This window comes from Oxyplasma meridianum (assembly GCF_038024865.1).
GTDB lineage: Archaea > Thermoplasmatota > Thermoplasmata > Thermoplasmatales > Thermoplasmataceae > Oxyplasma > Oxyplasma meridianum.
Genome location: NZ_CP133772.1, coordinates 692,874 through 716,411 on the forward strand (window position 1 = coordinate 692,874; position 23,538 = coordinate 716,411).

The window sequence follows — 23,538 nt, forward strand, 5'->3', positions numbered from 1 at the left end:
TATTTTTAGGAACCTACTTATTGATTAATGATGTTGGAACTCTCCACATTCTTTGAAGCCCTTTCTCTTGTTATCTCCATTTTCCTTCTTGCAGTGACAGTTTCAGCCTGGCTGAAACGGAGGCTGAAGATCCTGAAATATATAATAGTCGTATTCGCCCTTATACTGGCTCAGGACATTGCTTTGATTCTTCAGGTATTTTACATAATTCCATATGCAGCCTATGACACGGATCTTTTTGTCCTTGTTGACCTTGCAATACTGGCACTTTTCTATATGGGAATAGTGAGAGGTAACTGAAATTGGCTGAAACCCCCGCCCGTGATAAGATACTTCAGATAATATCCCAGAATCCTGGAATTCACTTCAGGGAGATACAGAGGATGTCTGGAATGGCTGTGGGCCAAGCTGAATACCATCTATACCAGCTTGAAAAATCAGATAAAGTAATTATCAAGGAGGATGGAAATAACAGGAGATACTTTCTTCCAGATCAGGGCAGCCTGCAGGATAGAAAGATAATTTTTTACCTTCGCAGTTCAATTCCATCAAGGATAATTCAAAGCATCATCAGATCTGGGGAAATTGATTCTTCTAAGATCTTAAGAGGACGAAAGGCAAAACTTGAGAAAATCAAGAAAGCTATTGAGAGCATGGAAAAGGATGGTATAATTTCAAGAAAGGTTGTTAACGGCACAGACCATATTTTCCTCACAGACAGGGATCATGTTATAAAAGTTATCAAGAGATACAGAAAAGGCTTTATCGGCACTCTGGAGCAAAACCTTCTTTCCCTGCTGGACGAATCAGATTCCTAGATTCTCCTTCTTCTGTAGGAGGCGTAGGTCATTCCAATAAGGGCCGAACCAATGGCTGATCCAGCTATAAGTTCTTCCAGATGTATGATAATAAAGTTGTATGCCTTTTCAAGATCCTGCTTTAAAATGGGATATGAGAATATGTTGAGTCCGTATATTGTGAAATACGGGTCCTGAAAAACTGTCCTGATTCCATCTGTATAGTTGTACCTGAAAAATATCAGTGATTCCTTTTTATTCCCTATGGTAAAATTTGAAGAGAGGTTCTGCTGTTTGCCGTTCAGCTGGTAAGAATTCATCCACCAGAATTCTGCGAAGGTGTTATTTGTTGTTTCATTGGAAAAAATCAGTCCATGGTCAAAATCATGATTTATTTTTGCCCATTCGTTATTATGAGGTACAAGGTTAAATAAATGAAACTTGCCGTTTTCTGCTATTCCCTGGGCTATAACCACATAACCTGAACCGGGAATCTCAGTATTGAATTTAAGGTAATACGTAATTTTCATGGTTGAATTGACAGATTGGTTCGACGTATTCATTAATGGAACACTACTGGATTTTGTAATGTTCACCTGCATGTGAACTGTTAGAGGTTTCTGGCTATGTCCAGGATTCCTATTTCCAGCAGTTAACAATTTACCGGGAATCTCTGGTCTCATGTATAGTGTGGATGAATAAGATATATTATCGCCATTTGTATTGACATTCCATTTCCCCATTCTCAATACAGCTGAATAAAAAAAAGTATGGTTGCTTATATTCCTCACCAGACAAACATATTCCAGGGAGAGGTTGAATGAAGTTGTTTTATTGATTGTGATCTCAACAGTGGGATAGGAAAATGGCGTAATGTTTCCTGCAGGATGCTGTGGAGTCTGTGCATATGATAAAGCCGGACCTGCAACAAGTAGAAACAGTACTGAAAGAACCAATAATCTTTTCAACGTTTTAGTTATATTATTCTTCCCATAATTCTTTTTGGTACAACTACACACTACATTTACATTCAATTAAGAGTTCAGCTTCAAACCCCGGCAAAAAATAGTTCTATAATTGTTTGATTTTAACCATAAATTCCTGGACACATGCGGACATTGAACATTTATGCTGTTAGATCATGCTAATGAGGCAATATTATGGATATAGCATAACAATCAAACCATTTCTCTGGAGAGGGCTTAGGAAGCGTTTTAGACTTTATTTGCCATAAAAGTTATGAATGTGGAATGGCAAATCATTTTGCCGGAAAAGGAAATTTATTAGTTGTTGTTCACTTTGCTATCTGTCAGATTTAGCAAAAACTCTGGGTGTTAAAAAGGGGAGAACGGTTTTCGGGAACCCTTAGGATGATGGTATTTGATATGGCAGTAACGATCAACATTATTAGAATATATGCAATAATTAAAGTTATAACCGATTATACTCACAGGAATAACAGGATCCAGCTGTGTCATAGTTTTTGTGCCGTTTATGACATTTCTTGGGTACCCCTTCCACATTGCCGCAGGGACAGGTCTCTTTGTTGATGTAATTACAACATCCGTTGTGGTCTATGTTTATTTATGGAAACGCAGGATAAACTTGAGAATAGCAGTCATTCTTGGCGGCGAAGATCTGCTGGAAGCATAGGCTGAAGCACATGTGGCAGCATTCGTAGGCGGAAGACCCCTTGAAGTTGTATTTTCAATCGTTGCTTTTCTGATGGCAATTCAGTCCTTCAGGAGATCAAGATCAGGAATCAACCTGAAACACATGAATCTGCCTCATCCATACATACTTGGATTCCTGATAAGCCTTTTAATTGAAACATTGACCGAAACTCTTGGATCAAGTGGTAAAATTATGTTCATAGCTGTAATGATGTTACTATATTCCTTGGATGCGAAAACCATGGTGGGGACTGCCACACTTTTAATGTTTATTTCAGCTGTCAGCGGAACTGCAGGTTATGTTGCCATCAATAGAATTGATATTGTTGGAGGAATGGTTATTGGTGCAGTTTCCCTTCTTTCAGGTTTCTATTTCGCCAGAAAAGCGTTGAGTATGAAAGAGATCACCATAAACATTTTCCTTGGATCCGTTTTTCTGCTAGTATCTATTCTCGAGAGCATTACTATAATAGCAAGCATCTAGAAATGCCTTAGGCAATTCGTTTACAAATTGAATAAAAACAAGTAGGTAGCCAGATATAATCTCAGAAAATCAGGCAAACTCTTCCTCTAGTTCCAGCATAACAAAATTCAGAACTTCTTCAAATGTTCTGCCGGTGTACTCTCTGAGTCCACCCATTTCAGTCCTCAGCTTGGCTACAAATTCGCCATCCTCGTTTTCAAATTCTATGTTGCAAATTGTCTCTTGCAAATAAACACCTTGATTTCCGCAAATAAAGGTGTCTTAAAAACATTTGTATTTAGAATAATAAAGAATTATCTATTGTCATGAAAGTCCACAAGAACTCTTCCCAGGACTTCCCGGTCCTTGATCAGCCTATATGCTGAATTTATTTCCTTGAGGTTAACATGCTTATTGGAAATATGTCCGATCTTTCCTTCAGCAGTCAGATCCAGCACTTTTTTCACATCATCCCTGGTTGAGCTTATGCTGCCTTGTATTGAATTTCCCTTCAATATAATGTTTCCCAGCGGAAGGGCAACCGGTTCTGGCCTAAGATTCCCTATTACAATGATTTTTCCGGCAGTACGAAGCGATCTCAGCGACTGATTGAATGTTTCCAAACCAACAGTTTCAAGAACCATGTGAACACCATCCCCTGTAATTGCTTTTATATCCTTTGCAAAATGATCACTCATCTCCACCACATGGTCTGCGCCTATCTTCCTTAGATCTTCTTCCTTCCATTTCGAACTAGTCTCTGCAATAACCTCAGCCCCAAGCGCCTTAGCAACACTAATGGCGTTAGTACCTACACCTCCCCCGGCGCCGGTTATCAGGATCTTGTCCCCTTGCTTAATCTCTCCCACCACCTTTATGGCATGATACACCATACCTGTCACACATGCAGCTATAACGGCAGATTCTGCTGGAACACTCTGAGGAACTTTAACGAGACTATTCTCACTGACCTTCACGTATTGGGAATATGCGCCATCCAGGGTTTCCCCATATGTTTTCTTATATGGACACAGGTTTTCTCTTCCTGAAAGACAGAATTCACATTTTCCGCATGGTTGGTAAATAAGGCTTGCAACATAATCCCCCTTTTTGAAACCCTTAACTTCAGATCCCGTTTCATTTACATGTCCGGCAATTTCATGACCAGGTACTATGGGCAATTTTACTCTGGGAAAAAAACCCTCTCTTGTGAGTATGTCCCTATAGCATATTCCGGTCATATCCTGTTTTATAATCACTTCGTGCGGGCCTGGCACCGGTATACTCGCATCTTCAATATCAAGATCTGTATTGATCTTCTTTAACACCGCTGTTTCCATGAATGAATATGGATTTGTGCCTTAAAGACATATTCAAATTAACAACAGCCCTTCTTTATTGGGATAGGTACAACTGGCTAAAATGATCACAAAAATAAATGTCCATTCCTGCAATCTACATAAGTGGCAAATTCTAAAATCATCAGGGGTTGCATATTCGACCTGGATGGAACACTTCTTGATTCAGTTGAATTGAGGATAGATGCATGGAAAAAAGCGTTTGAACATGAGGGAATAAACGTAGATGCTGATACAATAAGGCCCTTGATCGGAATACCAGGCGTGGAATTGGTGAGAAGGATAGGAGGAAATCCATCTAAAATTGAGATGATGCAGGAGGACAACTTCAGGCAGTCAATGAAGGAGGTACACTACTTTCCAGATGTGTATTCCACCATTGATCAACTCTACAGGAATGGGTTTGCTATATCCATCGTCACCTCCTCAAGGAGAACCATGATGGAAAAAATGGATCTTCCAATCCAAGATTATGTTTGCATAGATGATGTGAAGATAGGAAAACCTGACCCGGAACCATATATAAAAGCTTTAGAAAAAATGCATTTGAAAGGAGATGAGGTTGTTGTGGTTGGAGATGTTGAAACAGATCTTATACCTGCAAAAAAGATAGGGGCCATAGCTGTTCTGGTGAGACATGGCAGGGAAATAGAAACTGAAATTGCCGATTTCTATATTGATGATATAAAGGAGATCATACCTCTGATTAAATTTATCAATAAAACTAAAAAGATTTAATTTCTATCAGGCAATGGTTAAACGATGAGTTATGATTCTTGCTGAAGTGACCTATATTACAATTGGTAAAGGAGTCTCTGCTGCTAATTATGTGAAAAGTGCCCTGGAGTATTTTAAAAGATCCGGTGTAAGGTATTATCCAAACAGCATGTCCACAGTGCTGGAAACAGAGACTGTGGAGGAGGCTTTCAGGATAATTGCAGGTGCAGAAAACGAATTGATAAAATCTGGAGTTCCAAGAGTTGAAACTATAATAAAGATAGATCACAGGGTTGATCTGGAGAACTCAGTATCAAGAAAACTTGAGGCGATTGGAGAGAAAATACAAGAATAATTATCGCCAGAAGGCAACATAATTTCAAATATCCATAAATTATCACCTCAAAAGTGGAAAGAACTGGAAGCAGTTTAAAGCACTTGAAAATAAATCAGCTTGGCCTCAGGCATGCAATATCACAGGCTACAGCCTTAAATGCCCCAGGGGGAACGATTGTACTTTACATTACCAGTATTGCCGCACTGATGACATTTACATTTTCCTCCTACCCCGACGGTTCTTTTGCCATACCACTTATACTTGTCCTCTCGCTTGCCATATATGCTCTGATGAGTTTCTCAATGTATGAATTCTCCAAGGAAATCTCAAGCTCCGGTGGATATTATTCCTTTGTGAGTCGAGGTCTTGGACCCAGTGCTGGATATGTAACGGCACTTTCCTATGTCAGCTATCAGTTTTTAAGTTTCACGGGATTTGGCATACTTGGTTTTATAGGTTTTGTTTATGGAGTTTTTCCTCAGCTGGGCATTAATCTCCCCTATCAGCAATTTCTCTGGATACCCATTACTGTGGTTTTTGTGGCTCTTATTTCAGTTCTTATATACAGCGGGATCAAGCCATCGCTTAAATTCGTCTCCTTTACCATTGTTATTGAGCTTTCATTTTTCCTGATAACATCAGTATTTCTTCTGTTGAAATTTCACAATAGCCTCACAATCGCACCATTTACCCCTTCCCCTGTTGGCAACAACCCCATCATACTATCAACAATGATGATCTATTCTATTGGAACTTTTGTGGGTATAGGAGGTTCCATACCTATAGCGGAAGAGACAAAAAACCCAAAGAGGAATGTACCGCTTGCCATAATTTCAACTATAATCATTCTTGGTGTTGTCATAGTCATCTCATCCTACGCACAGGTGATTGCTTGGGGATTTTCCAATATGTCAACGTTTGGCAACAGTGCCAATCCATATCCGGTTCTTTCAATATACCATACGAATTTTGGAGTTTTAAGCACTGGAATTTATGCCATCCTTATAATACTGGTTATAAACTCATACTTCACCGCAACGGTCTCACTGGGTACCAACGCAACTCGTGTATTATTCTCACTGGCCAGGGAGAAGGTAATAAACGAAAGGATATCCAAGACCCATCCTAAGCATGGTTCGCCAACATTCGCAACACTGCTTGTGGCCGTTATTTCCACAGGGGTGGTGATAGCAACCGGTGTGGCGTTTGAACTTGCAAATCCTGGAGATCCAGTGCAGGCACTTATCTATTCCTCACTTTTCCTTCTCATACTTGAGAGTCCAATTTCATACCTTGTACATATTCTTACCAACAGCTCTCTTTATATATATCTAAAGAAGGAAGGAAAAAAGATCAGTCTCCTGAAGCATGTTATAATTCCGACCATTTCATCCATCACACTTATTTTTGCAATCTTTATTGCAATAGATCTTGACCTGAGTGCCCCTTATGTTTATGCAATCTACGGATCAATAGCGTGGATTGGTGCAATAATTTTGGCAACAGTCATTATGAAAGCAAAGTTCAAGCAAAAACTCGATCTTATTGGTGATTTTTCTCTCTGATGAATAGATAGAAAATAAAAGTATGGATCTTTAGGTTAGACCTATTTTTAAAAAAAATTTGAATTATTCCCTTATTCCTCTCTCTGATATGAAATATGTCAAAAGCACAAGAACAACTGCCAGGATAAACAACCCTAACATCCATATGCCTAGCTGATACATCTGTGATCCCGTAAGTGTTCCGTTTATCACCACCGTCCTAATTGATTCCGCAGACCAGGATACAGGATTGTACTTTGCAACTGTTCTTAGCCATCCTGCCATTAGATATGGTGGAAACATGGCATAACTTGTGAAAAGCAATGGTAGATTGATGAGATTGAGGATTCCAAAAAGTGTATTGGGCTGAGTTATCCTTATTGCTATAAGATTGAATATTGAGGCGAATACAAAGGAAATCATTATTACTGCTGCAATAAGCACCCCAATATCAAACAGAGTAAAACCGTGAGCAAATTTAAGGCCGTTGGGCAATATTAAAGCAGCTCCAATAAGGATAGCAACCTGTATTACAATCCTGGCAATTGCAGAGAATATCTTGGAAAATACAATTGAGCTTCTTTTTATTGGAGCTATTAGAAATCTTCCAAGAGTTCCAAGCCTTCTATCAAAAATCAGGTTTACACCGGTAAACATTGCTGTAAAGAGGCCTGTTATTGTTAGAACGCCCCCAAGTATGAAGGTTATATAGTTGGGTGCCCCCTGCAATATGCTGCTACCAGACTCTTTAGCAAGATCTGCCAGTCCTGCAAAGGCACTTCCAAAGAGTGCAATCCAGAAGAACGGTTGAATCAAACCTGTAACCAGTGATACTGGGTTCCTGTACCATTTCTTGAACTCCCTGGACGTAAGTGGACCAAGACCGCTCATTTTCTCAGCCTCCTCATATTGAACATTGTCTGTTTAAAATCTCCTGCTTCCTCTCCTCTGATCTCTTTACCCGTATACTCCAGGAAGACATCATCAAGTGATGGTTTCTGTACAGTCATTTTTGTAACAGATAACTTATTATTTGATATATATGATATTACCTCCGGCATTTCCAAATCCGAATCCTGAACTGTTAATCTCACACTGTTAGGGCCTAAATCTTTAGACGATACCAAATTTGGGTATTTTTTCATCATCTCTGCATCTTCCTGAGTTTTGAAAGTCATCTGTATAATATCACCTTTCAGTTTTGCCTTGAGCTCTTCGCTGGTTCCTGTAACAAGAACCTTTCCATGATCAATTATGGAGATTCTATTTGAAAGGGCATCCACTTCCTCTAGATAATGGCTTGTCAAAATTATTGTGACATCCAATTTTTCCTGTATATCCCTGACATATTTCCACATAAGGCTTCTGGTTGTGACATCCAGACCAAGGGTAGGTTCGTCCAAAAATAGAATCTTTGGATCGTGTACCAAGCCGGCTATAAGTTCAAGCCTTTTTCTCATGCCTCCTGAATACTGCTTTACCAGTTTGCTTGCAGAATCTTGGAGGTCTACTAGCTTCAACAGCTTATTAATCCTTTCTATGGCATCCTGCTTTGGAACATCGTAAAACTTGGATACCATAATTAGGTTCTCATAACCACTTAGGTCTTCATCTGTAGTAAGGTCCTGCGGAACGACTCCAATAACCTTTCTCACTTTCAGTGAATTCTTCACTATATCAAAACCGGCAACAATTGCCGAACCAGATGTTGGAGCTATCCTAGTAACAAGCATGTTGATCGTTGTTGTTTTTCCTGCCCCATTAGGCCCAAGGAGGCCGTATATTTCTCCCTCTTCTATCTCAATATTCAGTTTATTCACGGCGGTGAATTTACCGTTGTACACTTTTGTCAGATTTTCTGTTTTAATAATAATAGTCATTGTCACACCTCATTTATCATCGGTTTATTCCATGGATTTAAACAGTTCTCTATTTAAGACATGAATGAAGACGGAATCCCGATATCGGTTCGTTATTAGTTTTCGATATCTAAGACTTTTGTAATGATTTATCAATTAATTAAATAAAGAAATTAACTACCTTCCTCTCATCAACATCTGAACCTTGGATGAAAAAATGTTCCCAAAGAGATCCGACAATTCCTCATAGGTGAAGAGGGCTGCAATGCTGAGAAATTTTGGATGCAGAGGTCTGTATGGCGGTATGGCTTCAATTTTCAGGGTCATCTGGATATAGAATTCTCGTGCTGGAACCTCATAACCCTCCGGAAGTACAACTGTGTTCATTGCCAAAAACCACTTGAACCATTCTTTGAACAGATTAATTCTTCTTGCAATTTCCATCCCCTCCTTTTTCTTCTTATTGAATAATCCGGGCTTTTCCATGTTGAATGTTTTAATCTCCTCTGATAGATTACCGTATTTCTGATCTACCTGCCAAATGAACTCGTTTGGAAACATTATTTCAGGGACGATTACGCATAATGTTAAATCGTTTTCCTCTATGGGTAAGTTTTCCCTTTTTTCAGATCAACACTAATTGTTTGTTTTCCATTATTTATGCAAGCTTTTCTAATGCAGCCTCTTTTCAGTTTTCAATCTTTTACCCATATCTTTTATTTTCCGATTTAATCTATATATCTATCAAATTAATATCTATCAAATTATTTCGTATCATGAGTTAAGACCTCAAGGAAGATTTTTATAATTGGTTCAAGTATACTTTTGTTCACTCTTGTTAATCGACGAAGTTGATAAAAATCTCGACATGGAATGCACAATACATATTAAATCTAACAAGAAGATTTTTCAATACAGTACATTCGAAAGATCTCCAATTCCAGTTTGTCTTACCATTGGAAATGGGCAGGTAGAAGACCTTTTTTATCTTTCGGATGTAAACGAAGAAGACAGGGAGTTAAAAATGTTTCTTAGTGAATCAAAATCTGTTCGTTCTGGAGATCTTTGGATCTTCAAAATAAAGAGCCAGGAATATGATCCACTGAAACTTTACGCTGAACTTGTATCCATACCGTCAGTAGTTATCAATTATAAAATATTGCTCGCCAAAACCCACATTGTGAATTTCAGATTCGATTCCAGTGAATTGGACCTGATAACAAAATTCTTAGTAGATGCCACAGATGCATTTGAAAATTTTGAGATAGTTTATCTTGGGAAGTCAGCAGGGTTGAAATCAATTTATTCTAAACTTAATAAGATCCTTCCTCTTTACTATCTTTCGGTGAGATTGCATGTTCCTGATACAGACATAGGCCTTGTATCGAGATCTTCAATAAAGTGGACAAGAGAGCAGAAATTCAAGTCCACAGACAATTCTTACTACTCAGTCTATTATTTTGATGGGTCGGTTGATCAACCAGAAGGAATACTTACTGAAATCGATGCCAAAAAGGGCTTGTATTTTAGAAAGAGTAGCAGCAAACTTATGGTTCAATACCTTCAAGAATTTCTAGCTAAGTCATACCCCTCCTTTATGGAAATCCAGAGTTTCTCTGATCATCATATAACTATAGAAACCATTGTTTCCAGGGGCGTTGTCAAACAGCACCTTCTGACATTGAAAAACATTTTTGAAAGATTTTCAGGCTGGAAAATTGAAATAAGATCGGTTGTACCTTTTGACATAATCTGACCTATTTTGATCTCATAAGTCTTTATGCGTAAATATTTATATATTTACTCTGTATAATGGGCTAACATGAAAAGGAGTATGCTTTCTATATTAGTTATCTTTATAGCTTTGATGGTCCCAGCTGTGGCTACTGCTTCGGTTGTCATCAGCGATCCTATTAGTGTTGTAGTATCTGATACAGGTTCAAATCATATATTTATTGCCAAAGGACCGGGTTATGGCATTGCAAATGGTTTGGGTTATATAAAGCTGATTGGGAATAATGCAAACTCGAGTAATGTATCCGTTGATCTTTACTCTGTTCCTGGTAACGGCTATCTTGAACTTGTCAATGTTCTTGAGATCAACAATACACTTAAATCGGGTGAATTTGCGAATGTTACCTTAAGCACATCGTCTATGCCATCCGGGGTTTTCCTCTACTACAACAATACATCTCAAAGCAAAGTCGTGGGTGGAACTATTACTGGAGTGAATGTTTCAGCAACAGATAATACAGCAACATTCCAGGTAAATTCTGGCTCAAGTCCCGTGTACCTTAGTTTTCTAGTCATGGGTGGATCGGCAGGAACGGGATCAATAACATTCAGTTATTCAATTAACTGAGGAGGCTAGATGAAATTTACACCGGGGGTAAAGTTAATCTCAATTGTCATTGTTTTAGCTATAGCTTTACCATCTGGAATTTCATTTGCATCGATTTTCTCATCACAATATATACCAGAGACTGTATCTTATGAAGAACCTGCTGTTAGGCTTTCCAATTATTCAATAAATGATCACCCTGAGGAATTTATATCAATCTATAATTATAACACTTCAGCAGACGCCAATATAGGGTACGAATGGAGTGGCCCTGAACAGAACAACACATTTTCCAGCGTAAACTACTCAAAGGCCATATTTCTGCAATCTATAAGCAATTCCAATATAGGTGCAAACCTGACCTTCAGGACTCTTTTGGATAACTACAATTATCTGGCTAATTTTTCAGTCTATTTTGTTCAAAATGGCACTTATTTTCCCGAAGTATTCTTACATTCCAATAATGGGACCGTAAACAGTGAAAGCCCTTCTTTAAATACCGTGCTGAATATGAGTAATCCTCTTAGCTTGGGGATAATGTTTCAGCCCGTTGTTAACAATAATACAACAACACCTCGAAACGTTTTTCAAGCTGAGATCATACTTAACCTGAACCTCTTTCATGTTTCTGGAAATAGTATTGATATTTTCACTCAATACACGGTCTCTATAGATCTTACTCTAACCACGTAATATGGTGGCTTATGCTTACTATTAATCTAACTAATCTTGCATATTTCCTTCCACAGTATCTGGTATCATCAGCCATAGCTATAATTATATTTATTTATTTGGAAAAAAGGTTTTCTAAATTTGATCTTTTTTTTACCCTCATTAGGCGACCGCATAAGGATTTAACAGATTTTAATTTTTTATTCTGCACCCCCTTAAGTTTTGATCATGGGGTTTTACCTGTTTTCGATCTTACCATATATTATTCAGACACCTTAGGAACTTTAAGTTCTAGAATTAGTAGCCTTGCAAATAAATCTAAACATAATATCAAAGATCAAGTTTATAGTATGGATTATCAGAAAGGGTTAAAATCTACCATTGCACCATCCAGCAGGTTCCAGAAAAGCGAAATTTACAGTAACCATATTATTTATAAATTTCTTGCCTCAATTTACGCCATTTCTGCATGGATTGGTATGCTTCTTGTTCTTACTCCATACAGCCGGATACAGATCTTTATCCCTCACTTCTCTTCTTCCATAAATCTCATTGTGGCAATAGTACTGGGCATATCAATTTTTGAAGCTACAATTTCAATTATAGTATTCTTCACAGGCAATTCAAGAAAATGGTTTTTATATGTGGAGGGTCTAGTTTTCATTGCAATTTCGTTGTTTTTTATCTCCCCCTCAATGGTTTGGATATACGGTTTCTCAGTTTTAAGTAGAATTCTAATTTATGCCATAATTACTGCCCTGATTCTTTTTATTACGTTTTTGATCTTTCAGCTGGAAAGCAAGAGAAATAGTTTTCTGGCCTCTTTATATTCATCCGGTGTAGCTTATGGATTTTTTATTGCTACGGTTTCCTATAATATTTACATCATAATTATGTCGAAAATATGAAAACAACAATATCATTTCAAGATAAGGGACCAACAGGTTCTCTCTGGAATGGATTAATAATCATAAAATTTTGAAACAAACCTGGAATATTATTCACATGGTTAACTGGAGATGGTGGAAATGCCATACCATATAAACCCAGATTAGAATTAATGCTGGGAAGAGGCATTGGAGGAGGTGGTGGTGGAGGTGGTAAAGGCTGAGGTGAAATTATAATTATACTTAATTCGACTGGAGGTGGTGAAAGAATAAGGAAGACATTCATAGGTCCTGATACATTGAGATAGAAATCAACAGTCCGGTTAATGTAGGATGCCATATCTGGCCCCCCAACTTGTTGCCCCAATCCTGGAATTGGACCGGGAGTTGGGCCTGGTGACGGGCCAGGCATTGAAAGATTAAAATTAAAAAATGATGAATAGTTGCCATCAGGCAATTGAATATACATGGGAAGAGAGCTGGGTGTGTAGGAGGTCCCGTTAATTGAAAGAATCCATTTGGTATTTGGTGGTGTTAAAATCTTGACATAAATATTGTTGAGTTTTTTAAACAGTAAATCAATTGTTACATTTTTTCCACTTATTGTAACTGTGCCATTAACGTATGGAACATAATGCCTTCCCATTCCATGGCTATAAATAAAAGCGGAGTAGAAATATGTCCCATTGGGCAATTCGAATGTTATTGGTTGCCCATGTGGTGAGAATTCGCTCTCATTGTCAATTGTAATTTGCCACGGAACTCTATGCAAGTTGTATGTGAAAGTTACCGTGTAGTTTACTTCAATAAACTGTACATGGATAAGAACATTAGTACCGTTAACTGTGAAAACGCCAGAAAAAAGGGATGGAACAAATGAACCGTTTGATGTTGAAATTACATAGCTGTAAGTACCATTGGACAAGGCGAATACATGTGAAGAACCTGACGAAATTGGTCCTGAGTTATTCCCATTGATCAGGTTAACATACCAGCTTCCCTTGATATTGCTCCCCCCTTCAAACGTAACATTGTATAAAGTTAGTTTAAAAGTAACCGTTATTGTGAGGTTCGATCCTGAAACTACAAGTGTGCCTGATAAGAAAGAAGGGTGGAATGAACTATTGCTTGAACTCAAGTCATAATGGTAGGTTCCGTTAGTCAGTAAAACGCTTATGATATTGCTTTGGGAATATAGATTAACCCCATTTGAAAGATTAAGATACCAGATAGAATTTTGTGGAAGTCCTGCCTCCTCCACATTGACAGTATATCTCATAGATTTGATTGAAATATCCACTACAATATTGTGACCATCCACAGTAAAGTTTGCTGATGTGGATTTGTATATGTGATTCCATAAATCTATTGAATAAGTATAGGACCCATTGGAAAGATCAACATGAGTTTCTGGTAGGGAGGATGTGGTTACATTCCGGTTATTCAGATATAGTGACCAGTTGTTATTAGTTGTTATATTACTCAGAGAAAATGTAACATTGTAAACCACTAGTTTGAAAGTTATATTTATAGTGACTGGAGAACCGTTTACAACAAGGTATGCTTGGACAACCGAGGGTTTAAAAGTTTTGTTTACAGATGAAGCTGAATAATAATAGGTTCCGTTGGGAAGCATTATGGAAGCAGATGTTCCTGAAATTCTCATGGAATCACCATTGCTCAGGTTGAAATACCAAATACTTCCTGAAGGAAGACTAGATTGGGAAACAGTGACATTGAACTTTAATTCCTCGAAAACTGTGTTCAAGGTAATGTTTAATCCATCAATAGTAAAAATGCCAGTCGGTTTAGAAGGATAATATGATTTGTTAGTTGTTTTTACGCTATAACTGTAAGTGCCGTTTTCCAGGTTGATAGAAAGACCAGATGAATTAATATTTACATAATTTCCTGAATCGTTTATTTCAATATACCATGGAACTCCCGCTGGAAGACCTGTTTCAGTAAAATTTACCCTGTATGTCACTACTATAAAATTGACAGCTAATTTCAACTCTGAACCATTAACAGTAAATGATCCAGTATATGCAACTGGTCTGTAAACATGATTTATGGAGGAAATGCTATAAAAATAAGTGTTATTGGGAAGAAGTAAGGATATAGTGCTATTGTGGGATACAAAATGATCACCGTTTGAAAGATTAAGATACCATATTGATCCCAGGGGAAGACCTTTTTCATTAAAATTTACAGAATATTTAAAAGTGCTAAACAGTAATGATAAATTCAATCCTGAACCATTTATATTCAACGTAATGTTTGAAGGGTCAGGGTAGTAATTCTCCCATTTTTGCACTTCAAGAGAATAAGTTCCGTTTGTAAGGTTTACAACAATTTTCACATTGCTGGAACTGTAGGCAATACCACCAATGGTTGCATTCCATTTCGTCCCCTTGGGAAGACCTTTTTCAAAAATTGTAACCGGATATGTCCTATGATATTGAATTGAATATAGGAATGAATTTGTTCCATATGGAATTGTGAGATTGTTATTCAGAACATATCCAGTCTCATTCAGAAATTGAATTGAAATAGGGGAAAAAAAGGATGTAAAGTTAATCACACTTGAACGTGTTAAAAATTCATGACCGGAATAGTTAAAGCCCCATAAGGTACCGGTTTTAAGGCCCTTCTCTGTAATTGAAACTTCTCTTGTAAGTGTTACTGGAGAGGCGTAATAAACAGCATCCACATAACTGTCGGGCAGTATCTCACCCTTATTTTGGAAGGCGATATCTTGAATTTCACCTTCAACGTACATTGAACCCATGAGATTCATTCCACCAGAATATGTGGAAATTACAGTATTCTCATTGTTGTAACCTAGAATAAATATATTCCCGGAATATTTATCATAAAATATGTCAAATGGCGAGTAGTTAAGATTCCATGATTCAAGAATATTTCCGGCAGAATTGACCTCTGTTAGTTGATTGTTTGATGCATAAGGTGTGACAGTGTAAAGGGTATTTTCAGCAGAATCAAAGGCAATAAAGTATGGTACTTGATTGGAAGAAACATTAAAACTGTTTATAATTGCTCCATTACTATTAACATAGTATATATTGGTGAAATAAGGTTTAATCGTATTATTATAATTTGAATAGATTGAAGTTTTAACGAACACATTGCCATTATTGCTATCAAGCACCAACTGGCCTACACCTGAATTAAAATGTATGTGCCTTATGGTTCCATTGGGACTCAATATCCCAACCACCTCTGAATGGTTGGAAACAAAAAGGTTGCCTGAAAAAGGATCAAAAAGGACGTTGCTTGGAGAATTAATTATTGTCAAGTTCTCAGATACTGACAGATTTAGATCGATAACCGACACCGTTGAACTTCCGAAATTTGCAACATAGACCTCTCCATTACTCGGGTTGTATGTCAATGATATGGGTTCAGATCCTACCTTTACATTTTTATATATTTGCCCGTTCTCATTTATGATGGATACAGATGCTTTCTCTAGATTAGCAACATAATAAAATCCATTAAATGGATTGAAAACTGCAGCGTAAGGCTTGTAAAACTCATGATTCGTTTTATTCGGATAGTAAACTCCGGAAACAAATGAATTATTGTACATAACCAGTGTGTTTTTTATGGATAGTGATGATTGGAAATACACCTGGACTTCAACCCCGGATGAATTTAGAGTGAATGTTCCTTCACCTACAGAAGGATAAAAGTTTCCGGATTTTGAAATGCTATAATTATACTTTCCACCTGGAAGATATTTCAAATAAGAAATATTGAATGTTTGAACGGAATCGCCATTAATAGTAATGTTCCATGGTTCCCCAATGGGGAGACCAGTCTGGTTAAAATAAACAGGGTAAAGGTGTTGATTAACAGATAACCTTGAATATTGCTGACTTAAATATTTTACATTATTATTTGGATTTATAATATCTGGTGAAATCTGAGTTGCAAGATTATCCGACTTCAATTTGCTTGCAGAAACATGACCAGTTTGGATGGACATATTATTTGCATTAAGTACTGATGATTGACCACTGCTTGCTGCAACATGTGTTGAAGAGGAGTTCAGATCGCCGTCAGCATATACCATTGAAAAAGCTGAAGCTATCATTATGGTTGATATAATAAGGGCAATAGCAGTTGATCTATCTTTCAATATTTGAGGATTGCAACAGTATTTAAAAGCTTTTTTAATATAAAAAATATCATCATATACCTACATTATCAATAAAAAATATTATGTATTTGAATAACATTTAAAGATAAATTCAGAACCTTTATGGTTGAATAATCCTTATTGCCCGAATCTCAAATACCGCAATTCTTTTAACAATAAGATAACCTTCCTGAAAACATTATTAATGGGTTCTTTCATATCTTTCAAATGGACCTCAGTCGTTGGGAAAATATTGTCCTCAAAAATTTATGGATTCTTGCAAAGAAGGGAATAACAAAAATTTCAGAAACTGAAATTAAGGAATTCTGCGATCTCAACTCTACAGAGATATCCAGCGCTGTCTCATGGCTTGATTTCAAGAAGCTCATCTCTGTGGATAAGATTGAACATAAAGATTATAACTTAACCGAGGAGGGAAAAACATACCTCGAAACGGGATTGCCTGAAGAGAAACTCTATGAATTATTGAAGGAGAAAGGGAAGTTAAAAATCAGGGATGTCATGGAAGTATTGGGTCCTGAGAAAGGGAAGATAGCTTTGATCCAGCTATCAAAATTCAACATAAAACCCTCAGGAGGGGAAATTTCGTTTCAGATCAGTGGTGAACTGGAAAGCACAATGATAAATAGGAAAAAAATTCTTTCAAAGATTCAGGTCAGCAAAAAATTAGATCCTGGGGAAATGAAGGAATTGATTGAACTTCAGAAAAGAGGATTAATTGAGGAGAGAAAGAAAACTGTCAGAATTGTATCTATCAATGAACTGGGAATAAATTATGCCATGAATTCCGGAAATGCAGAAAAACTGGAACAACTTACCCCGGAAATTATCGCCGAGGGAAGCTGGAGGGGGAGGGAATTCAGAAGTTATGACCTTAACGTTCCGGTAGAGAGAATAATAGGAGGGTCTTTGCACCCTCTGACTTACCTCATACGGGAGATAAGGGAGATATTTCTTGAAATGGGATTTACTGAGATGCATGGGGATTATGTCCAGTATGCAGCATGGAACATGGATGCTTTGTTCATACCTCAGGATCACCCAGCTAGAGATCTTCAGGATACTTTCTTTCTCCAATCTCAAAATAGAATTAATTTCCAACATCCAGAGATACTTCCCAAGCTGAAAAAGGTTCATGAGAATGGAATTTCCGGATATTCCGGATGGAGATACTCCTGGAAAGAAGAAAAAGCTAAAGAACTTCTCTTAAGAACTCATACAACCGTCAATACGATTAAATATCTCTACGAACATCCTGAACCTCCATCTGCCATTTTCTCCATTGAAAAGGTATTCAGGCATGAAAGCGTAGACTGGAAACATCTGGCCGAACTCCACCAGATAGAAGGTGCTGTACACAGCAAGGATTCAAGCCTTTCGTCACTCAAATGGCTTATAAGGACATTTTACAGGAAACTTGGTTTTGAGAAATTAAGCTTCATCCCAGCATATTATCCATACACAGAACCAAGCATGGATGTAGTTGTAGAAATAAACGGCAAGGAGGTTGAACTTGGAGGATCTGGGCTTTTCAGGCCTGAAGTACTCAGACCTTTCAGAATAAGGAATAACGTAATTGCATGGGGATTGGGGCTTGAAAGACTTGCCATGTTATACTATGACCTGAAAGATATAAGAGAGATCTATGAGAGTGATATTGAATGGCTGAAGAATTACAGGATAAGAATCACTTGATTTCTAGTCCATTTCTTCGCGATGAGCAAATTTCGCACATGATCCCCTTTCTCAAGTGAACTTCACATACAGGCCTATAGCAGAATACACAGTTTTTAACTGCAATTTCGCCGCAAATATAACATATGTCTGCGTACACGATAATTTATCATGTTAATTATATTAATAAATATCATGGTTAGTATGTTCCGCAGGATTACAAAATTAATCTTGCGTGCAGGGAAAAGATATAAAATTCAGTTTAAAATAAGATATAAATGTGAAATGTATACGAATAATTATTTCTTATGATTTCATATAACCTTTGCATGACCCCCGATATTTTTTCAATAAGAGAAGCCAACGAAAACGACTGGGACAGGATAAGCCATCTGTCCTCAATATCCGGGTATGAAGACTATATAAATGAAATGGGAATAAGGTTCCTAAAGGAAGGAACAACCCTTATGGCAGGAAGTCCTGATCCTGTTGGCTTCATGAAAATAACCCTCCTTCCGGATAATCTTGCCTGGTTCAGTGCAATAAGAGTTCACCCTGATTTTAGAAGGCTTGGAGTTGGCAATGCTCTAATGAGGGAAGCGCTGGTTAGATCAAAACAGTTACATGTGAAAGGCTGCCGGCTTATGATTGAAGACACCAATTACAGATCAAAAGGCCTTGCTGAAAAAAACGGATTTGTTGAGGTACTTGACCTCTTACTCTTTGAAGGTGGGATGGACGTATCAGATTTAAGATGTGAAGAACCAGATCAGGGTGAGTTTATTTCATTGGGTTGGGAATTCTGTCTCTATGTTCCTGCATTGAAAAAAGATTTATGCAAATACACAGAAGCTGGATCCAGCATATACCATTATAAAACGCCCAATGGTAATTACCAGATGATCTCCAAACCTATTACGAGAAAAATTGACCATACGGTTCTTTACACTTCAATGCCCTTTCAGAACCTGCCAGAAACTTTTCCTCTTAAACCCGTTGAAGATTTCAAAAGGGCACAGGTATATGAAATTAGATTTTAGAATTTTCTGGAAAGATTCAGCATCCTCTCTGACAACTTTTCAAGCTGATCCCTGATCCTTTCATTTTTCTCAATTTCTGAATCAACAGTATCCTCCAACAAGGAAAGAAAACCGGAAATCTCACCTAAAATACCTTCGACTGTCCTTGGAGTTCGGCCAAATCTCATACCTGTTGTTTCCAAAGTTGATTTTCCCTTCGCAGTGAGATCATATTTTCCGTCTTTAAGCCTGGTTATAAGGCCATCTTCAACCATTGACTCAAGCATTGGATATACTGAGCCTGGAGACGGGCGCCACCACCCCATGGTCTGCTTTTCCATCTCATCCATTATCTTTGCACCATTGAGATTCTTCTCATACAGTAAATTAAGGATCCAGTATCTGAGTCCTCCCCGTCTCTTTTCTGTTCCCATTCCCATAAACACAAGTTATCGATATTGAATAAACGAAATAAAGTTATAACCTTTTTGCAAAACCCTGTTAAAATCTTATTTACTTTTATCTTCATTACAATATGGATCAAAGATTGGATGAGACCAGCCGGATGAACTTGCATCCTATTTCTTTGTCCTTCCTTTCTTACTTCTCCATACTGTATATATAGAAGCAATAATTCCAGCCAGAACCATAGAGATAAGAAGAACATTCCTCTCCATTCCAATTATAAGAGAATCCGGATTGGAAATATTTTTCGAGGGAAGAATTGCGTATGGAACCAGTTTCCAGAATATTAAACCACTTCCTGTTATATTCCTGACCGTAAGAATTTCAACATTACTGTTGCTAAATGCAAGGCTATAATTAAGAACATATTTCTCATTAAGCAGGACTGTTGAAGATGGTAACAAACTCTGGGTGACATACGTTATATTAGCCAGTTTTAAGAATATAATCAATGTTCCATTTTTTCCTGATGAATAGGATATCTGGACATAACCATGTCCGGGTATCATGCTCTGTACCGACATATTGTAATATGTAGAGTTTATTGAATTCTCTGTATAATTGACCGCACTTAAAGGCAGATGTTCCAGGGTAAAGTTCATTTCTAATCCGGAATGGAATATGTGGCTAACAGATATGGGAATATATCCACCAGAATACACTGATATGGAATAATTGCCTGCGTTTATCCATATCTGATAATAACCGGTTGAGTTTACAAAAGCGGAATAAGTATCAAATGTCACCGACGTGTTGGGCGCATGGGTATATCCTGTTACCAGTTCCGGATTGAATATTTTTGATGTATTTATATTTACATCTGTCGTGCCATTTGGATTGATGTAAATTTCTGAATTGTAATCTGAATAAGCACGGGTGTATGACGATAGATAGTAATTGCCAGCGGGCAAAGAGACGTTGAATTTTTTTCCATATACAGGAATCCCCATGCCATTCGCCATCACCACAGTGCCATTTTGCGCTACTGATCCAGAAAGATATCCATAATTGTGTATCTTAAGAAGAGAAATATTCACGTAGTATGTACTGTTTAAAAAGAGAGATAAATAGTTTGAATAAGGGAGGTAATGATTCATTGTAGCATTTATAAAGTATCCTCCATGTGTTACATTAAGAACTCCTGAACCATTTTTAAGTTCAATCTGGAGATTGTTCAAAGTAAGAAAGGAATGTATTGGAGAAACGTTGAATATCAATTCTGCAAATCTTAGGAAAATAACTGGTATATCAACATTTTCATAATCAAGAAAGGCCTTTTCTGACATTGCAGTTGCTGAATAATTCAACGTAGTACTTATGCTGTAATGGTAGAACCCAGGTTTAACAGTGAAACTTATGTTTCTTCCAGTTGTGTTGGCCTGAAGTAATGATCCAAGGCTTATTGACCATGAAGAATTCTCAGGAACCCCGGATTCTGTAAAGGTAAGTGTATAGTTTTTATCCATGTAGGTTGAAAAATTATATGCATTTATTGATCCCCAGCCGGTAACCAGACTGTATCCCTTATGTGCAGAGTATACTGCATTACTGCCACTAACAACGTTATAGAATGCTTGGGGACGATTTAATGATGAGGAGGTGAATAAAAGACTCTGTGCCAGAAGATATATCGAAGGATTGAGGAAACCAAGTCTGCTCTCTCCTTTTGAGGCAAGAAAAGAATCTATTTCGCCTATCATGCCGGCTGTTACTGGGGAGGATATACTGGTGCCCATAACAATGTAATTGGCAGGTGTGATGCTTCCGTCAGTTGAAAGTGTCATAATTGTGTTGTTGGCAACAGCTGCTATATCTGGAACACCTCTCCCTGCACCTTTAATAACACTGTTTGCCTCAGTTTCCAGCTGCCATGACGGTTCATGATAAATATTACTTATGCCGCCAGTGCTTCCACCGATAAAAGAACCTATTAAGATGGCATTTATTAGGTTGGCCTGGTACCAGACCGTCTGGTTTTCTATTGTATAATTGGGGTGAAGTGTTAAAGTTGTTCCACCCACGGCAGTAACTCCGAAATCATTATAGGACATTGCAGATGGAAATTCAACATAATCTCCAGTATATGCAGGATTTGTGGAATAGTCCGGGCTAAACTTATTGTCACCGGAGTCTCCGGAACTTGCCAGGACAGTTATCCCTCTGGCCTGGGCCTCCTGCAGCCCTTCATACCATGCACTGCTGTTGTATTCAGGACTTCCATATGAATTGCTTATTACCGAAACGTTGTCCAAAGCGCTGGCATACTTCCCCGATGGACTTAATATGAACTCCAGTGCCTCATCGATGGTTGTGTTGGTAGGATTTACTCCATAAACATTGTATATGCTGGACCCTGGTGCAGTGCTCCCTATCATCTCAAGGTCCAGGGTGTTTTCCACATTGGCACCGCTTGTATCGTTAACTGCCGACGGTCCAGGAGGAGGTGCATTATTCAGTGGAACTCCGTACACCTTTGAATGTGGTTCTGATGAAGGAAGTGTCTGGTTATAGTAATCGTAAATGTCTGTTGGATAGAATGGAGCAACTGCTTTTCCTGTAGTTTTGTTAGTACCTGCCCAGAGTATGGTTGCGATTACCTCGTTCGTGGGGTAGATCTGTTTCAAAAGTGGTGTTTCATCATATGCTGTCTGGAGATCGCTTCCTGTAATATTTGTTATAAGACCGCTATTTGAGTAGTACGCCTTTATATCTGTCGAAACTGATGCATTATATGAAGAAATGATTGAAAGTGGAGATAAGAAGGCTGTCGGTCTGTTGTTAAATCCTGATACTCCTGAGACATCTACAGAAAGATATTCCGGAAGATCCGGATTGAATTCGGTTGTATGATAGATTGCATTTCCCTGTCTGTAAGAAACCATTGTGGTGTTGAATACTTTTGAAATAATTTCAGAGTTCCCGCTAACTACAATAGACATCCGGTTGGAAAATGTGGTCAGGGTAATCTTGCTATAACGGGAAAAGTATGTGGTAAAGTTGTCATATTCCTGTATGCTGGGTGAATATCTTGCGACAAATTCTGCCTGTGTCAGATATTTGTGATACTGTGGACTTGCAGGATTGGAGAGATTGGAGAGAAATGAAAGGAGTTGATTCTCATGTGAGAGCCTAATTGTGATCATTACAGTGACATTTCCATTATATGGTCCCAAAATTGAAGTCTCATTTTTCAGATCCACAGATGTGTAAGGAAGCGCTTTGTACTCTTGCATACCGTGTGTGAGAGTATAACTGCCGTCAAGGTTCCCCTCGGTTGAAACAGTCGGGTTCATATTATCCGCTGCGGTAATGAAAAATGAACCCAACATTATTATGATGCTGAGACAAAGAAGTATTGTCCAGTGCCTCACTCGTTTATGAATTCAAGACACTATAAAGCATTTTTGAGAATTTAGAAAAATTTTCGATTTACATTTGTCTTTCTGCCATATGTTTTTCATGGAAAAAGTGGTAGGATTAAGTTTGGTAATCAATTACCGAGATTTATTGCTTTTCTGGTAATGTGTAACTAAAAATCAATAATAT

General features: G+C 37.8%; 20 protein-coding genes and 1 pseudogene. 12 read left to right on the plus strand and 9 right to left on the minus strand.

Translation table 11 applies throughout. The annotated features are described in order from the left end of the window. Window positions 1-27: 27 nt before the first annotated feature. Together OXIME_RS03515 and OXIME_RS03520 are read left to right on the plus strand one after the other, a co-directional pair. On the plus strand, window positions 28-300 hold the full coding sequence (locus OXIME_RS03515; RefSeq protein WP_393972092.1) for a hypothetical protein: 273 nt from the start codon (window positions 28-30) through the stop codon (window positions 298-300). A gap of 2 nt (window positions 301-302) precedes the next feature. After that, complete coding sequence (locus OXIME_RS03520) at window positions 303-818, plus strand: winged helix-turn-helix transcriptional regulator (protein ID WP_393972093.1); 516 nt, start codon at window positions 303-305, stop codon at window positions 816-818. Here OXIME_RS03520 and OXIME_RS03525 read toward each other — a convergent pair. Further along, a complete protein-coding gene (locus OXIME_RS03525; RefSeq protein WP_393972094.1) occupies window positions 815-1,765 on the minus strand; it encodes a hypothetical protein in 951 nt (316 codons plus the stop codon). The genes OXIME_RS03520 and OXIME_RS03525 overlap by 4 nt on opposite strands. 487 nt (window positions 1,766-2,252) lie before the next feature. Here OXIME_RS03525 and OXIME_RS03530 point away from each other — a divergent pair. Next, window positions 2,253-2,954, plus strand: a pseudogene (locus OXIME_RS03530) (sulfite exporter TauE/SafE family protein). 69 nt (window positions 2,955-3,023) lie between these two features. Here the strand turns inward: OXIME_RS03530 and OXIME_RS03535 are convergent. Together OXIME_RS03535 and OXIME_RS03540 are read right to left on the minus strand one after the other, a co-directional pair. Beyond that, the gene (locus tag OXIME_RS03535; protein ID WP_393972095.1) at window positions 3,024-3,182 is read right to left on the minus strand and encodes a hypothetical protein; all 159 of its coding nucleotides are present in this window, start codon (window positions 3,180-3,182) and stop codon (window positions 3,024-3,026) included. Window positions 3,183-3,247: 65 nt separating this feature from the next. Next, complete coding sequence (locus OXIME_RS03540) at window positions 3,248-4,273, minus strand: zinc-binding dehydrogenase (RefSeq protein WP_393972096.1); 1,026 nt, start codon at window positions 4,271-4,273, stop codon at window positions 3,248-3,250. 123 nt (window positions 4,274-4,396) lie between these two features. Here OXIME_RS03540 and OXIME_RS03545 point away from each other — a divergent pair, with 123 nt between their 5' ends. From OXIME_RS03545 to OXIME_RS03555, 3 genes are all read left to right on the plus strand, one after another. Next, the gene (locus tag OXIME_RS03545; protein ID WP_393972097.1) at window positions 4,397-5,029 is read left to right on the plus strand and encodes an HAD family hydrolase; all 633 of its coding nucleotides are present in this window, start codon (window positions 4,397-4,399) and stop codon (window positions 5,027-5,029) included. A 31-nt stretch (window positions 5,030-5,060) separates the two neighbouring features. Next, window positions 5,061-5,363: an MTH1187 family thiamine-binding protein gene (locus OXIME_RS03550; RefSeq protein ID WP_393972098.1), complete on the plus strand. Its 303-nt coding sequence runs from the start codon at window positions 5,061-5,063 to the stop codon at window positions 5,361-5,363. A gap of 83 nt (window positions 5,364-5,446) precedes the next feature. Beyond that, on the plus strand, window positions 5,447-6,910 hold the full coding sequence (locus OXIME_RS03555) for an APC family permease (RefSeq protein WP_393972099.1): 1,464 nt from the start codon (window positions 5,447-5,449) through the stop codon (window positions 6,908-6,910). Window positions 6,911-6,973: 63 nt separating this feature from the next. Here the strand turns inward: OXIME_RS03555 and OXIME_RS03560 are convergent, their stop codons facing one another. The 3 genes from OXIME_RS03560 to OXIME_RS03570 form a co-directional block, all read right to left on the minus strand. Continuing rightward, complete coding sequence (locus tag OXIME_RS03560; protein WP_393972100.1) at window positions 6,974-7,780, minus strand: ABC transporter permease; 807 nt, start codon at window positions 7,778-7,780, stop codon at window positions 6,974-6,976. Further along, a complete protein-coding gene (locus tag OXIME_RS03565) occupies window positions 7,777-8,769 on the minus strand; it encodes an ATP-binding cassette domain-containing protein (RefSeq protein WP_393972101.1) in 993 nt (330 codons plus the stop codon). Before OXIME_RS03565 ends, OXIME_RS03560 begins: the two co-directional genes overlap by 4 nt. A 156-nt stretch (window positions 8,770-8,925) precedes the next feature. Then, entirely contained in the window at window positions 8,926-9,309 is a 384-nt protein-coding gene (locus OXIME_RS03570) for a hypothetical protein (protein ID WP_393972102.1), read from the minus strand. Between the two features lie 274 nt (window positions 9,310-9,583). Between OXIME_RS03570 and OXIME_RS03575 the strand changes: the two genes are divergently transcribed. The 4 genes from OXIME_RS03575 to OXIME_RS03590 all read left to right on the plus strand — a co-directional run bounded on the left by OXIME_RS03575 (window position 9,584) and on the right by OXIME_RS03590 (window position 12,669). Next, window positions 9,584-10,504, plus strand: coding sequence for a hypothetical protein (locus OXIME_RS03575; protein WP_393972103.1), 921 nt, complete (start codon window positions 9,584-9,586; stop codon window positions 10,502-10,504). Window positions 10,505-10,570: 66 nt separating this feature from the next. Beyond that, window positions 10,571-11,110, plus strand: coding sequence for a hypothetical protein (locus OXIME_RS03580; protein WP_393972104.1), 540 nt, complete (start codon window positions 10,571-10,573; stop codon window positions 11,108-11,110). A 9-nt stretch (window positions 11,111-11,119) separates the two neighbouring features. Further along, complete coding sequence (locus OXIME_RS03585; protein WP_393972105.1) at window positions 11,120-11,782, plus strand: hypothetical protein; 663 nt, start codon at window positions 11,120-11,122, stop codon at window positions 11,780-11,782. A gap of 11 nt (window positions 11,783-11,793) precedes the next feature. Beyond that, window positions 11,794-12,669, plus strand: coding sequence for a hypothetical protein (locus tag OXIME_RS03590; protein WP_393972106.1), 876 nt, complete (start codon window positions 11,794-11,796; stop codon window positions 12,667-12,669). 16 nt (window positions 12,670-12,685) lie between these two features. Here the strand turns inward: OXIME_RS03590 and OXIME_RS03595 are convergent, their stop codons facing one another. Continuing rightward, on the minus strand, window positions 12,686-16,813 hold the full coding sequence (locus OXIME_RS03595) for a hypothetical protein (protein ID WP_393972107.1): 4,128 nt from the start codon (window positions 16,811-16,813) through the stop codon (window positions 12,686-12,688). 228 nt (window positions 16,814-17,041) lie between these two features. On the opposite strand from OXIME_RS03595, the gene OXIME_RS03600 reads away from it, so the two are divergent. Continuing rightward, a complete protein-coding gene (locus OXIME_RS03600) occupies window positions 17,042-18,529 on the plus strand; it encodes a phenylalanine--tRNA ligase subunit alpha (RefSeq protein WP_393972108.1) in 1,488 nt (495 codons plus the stop codon). Between the two features lie 287 nt (window positions 18,530-18,816). Then, window positions 18,817-19,548 (plus strand): GNAT family N-acetyltransferase, encoded by a 732-nt coding sequence (locus OXIME_RS03605; protein ID WP_393972109.1) that lies wholly within the window; start codon window positions 18,817-18,819, stop codon window positions 19,546-19,548. Here OXIME_RS03605 and OXIME_RS03610 read toward each other — a convergent pair. Next, window positions 19,545-19,967 carry a PadR family transcriptional regulator gene (locus tag OXIME_RS03610; RefSeq protein WP_393972242.1) on the minus strand — a complete coding sequence of 141 codons (423 nt, stop codon included), beginning with the start codon at window positions 19,965-19,967 and terminating at the stop codon, window positions 19,545-19,547. The genes OXIME_RS03605 and OXIME_RS03610 overlap by 4 nt on opposite strands. Window positions 19,968-20,105: 138 nt before the next feature. Then, a complete protein-coding gene (locus OXIME_RS03615) occupies window positions 20,106-23,285 on the minus strand; it encodes a protease pro-enzyme activation domain-containing protein (protein WP_393972110.1) in 3,180 nt (1,059 codons plus the stop codon). Window positions 23,286-23,538: the final 253 nt, after the last annotated feature.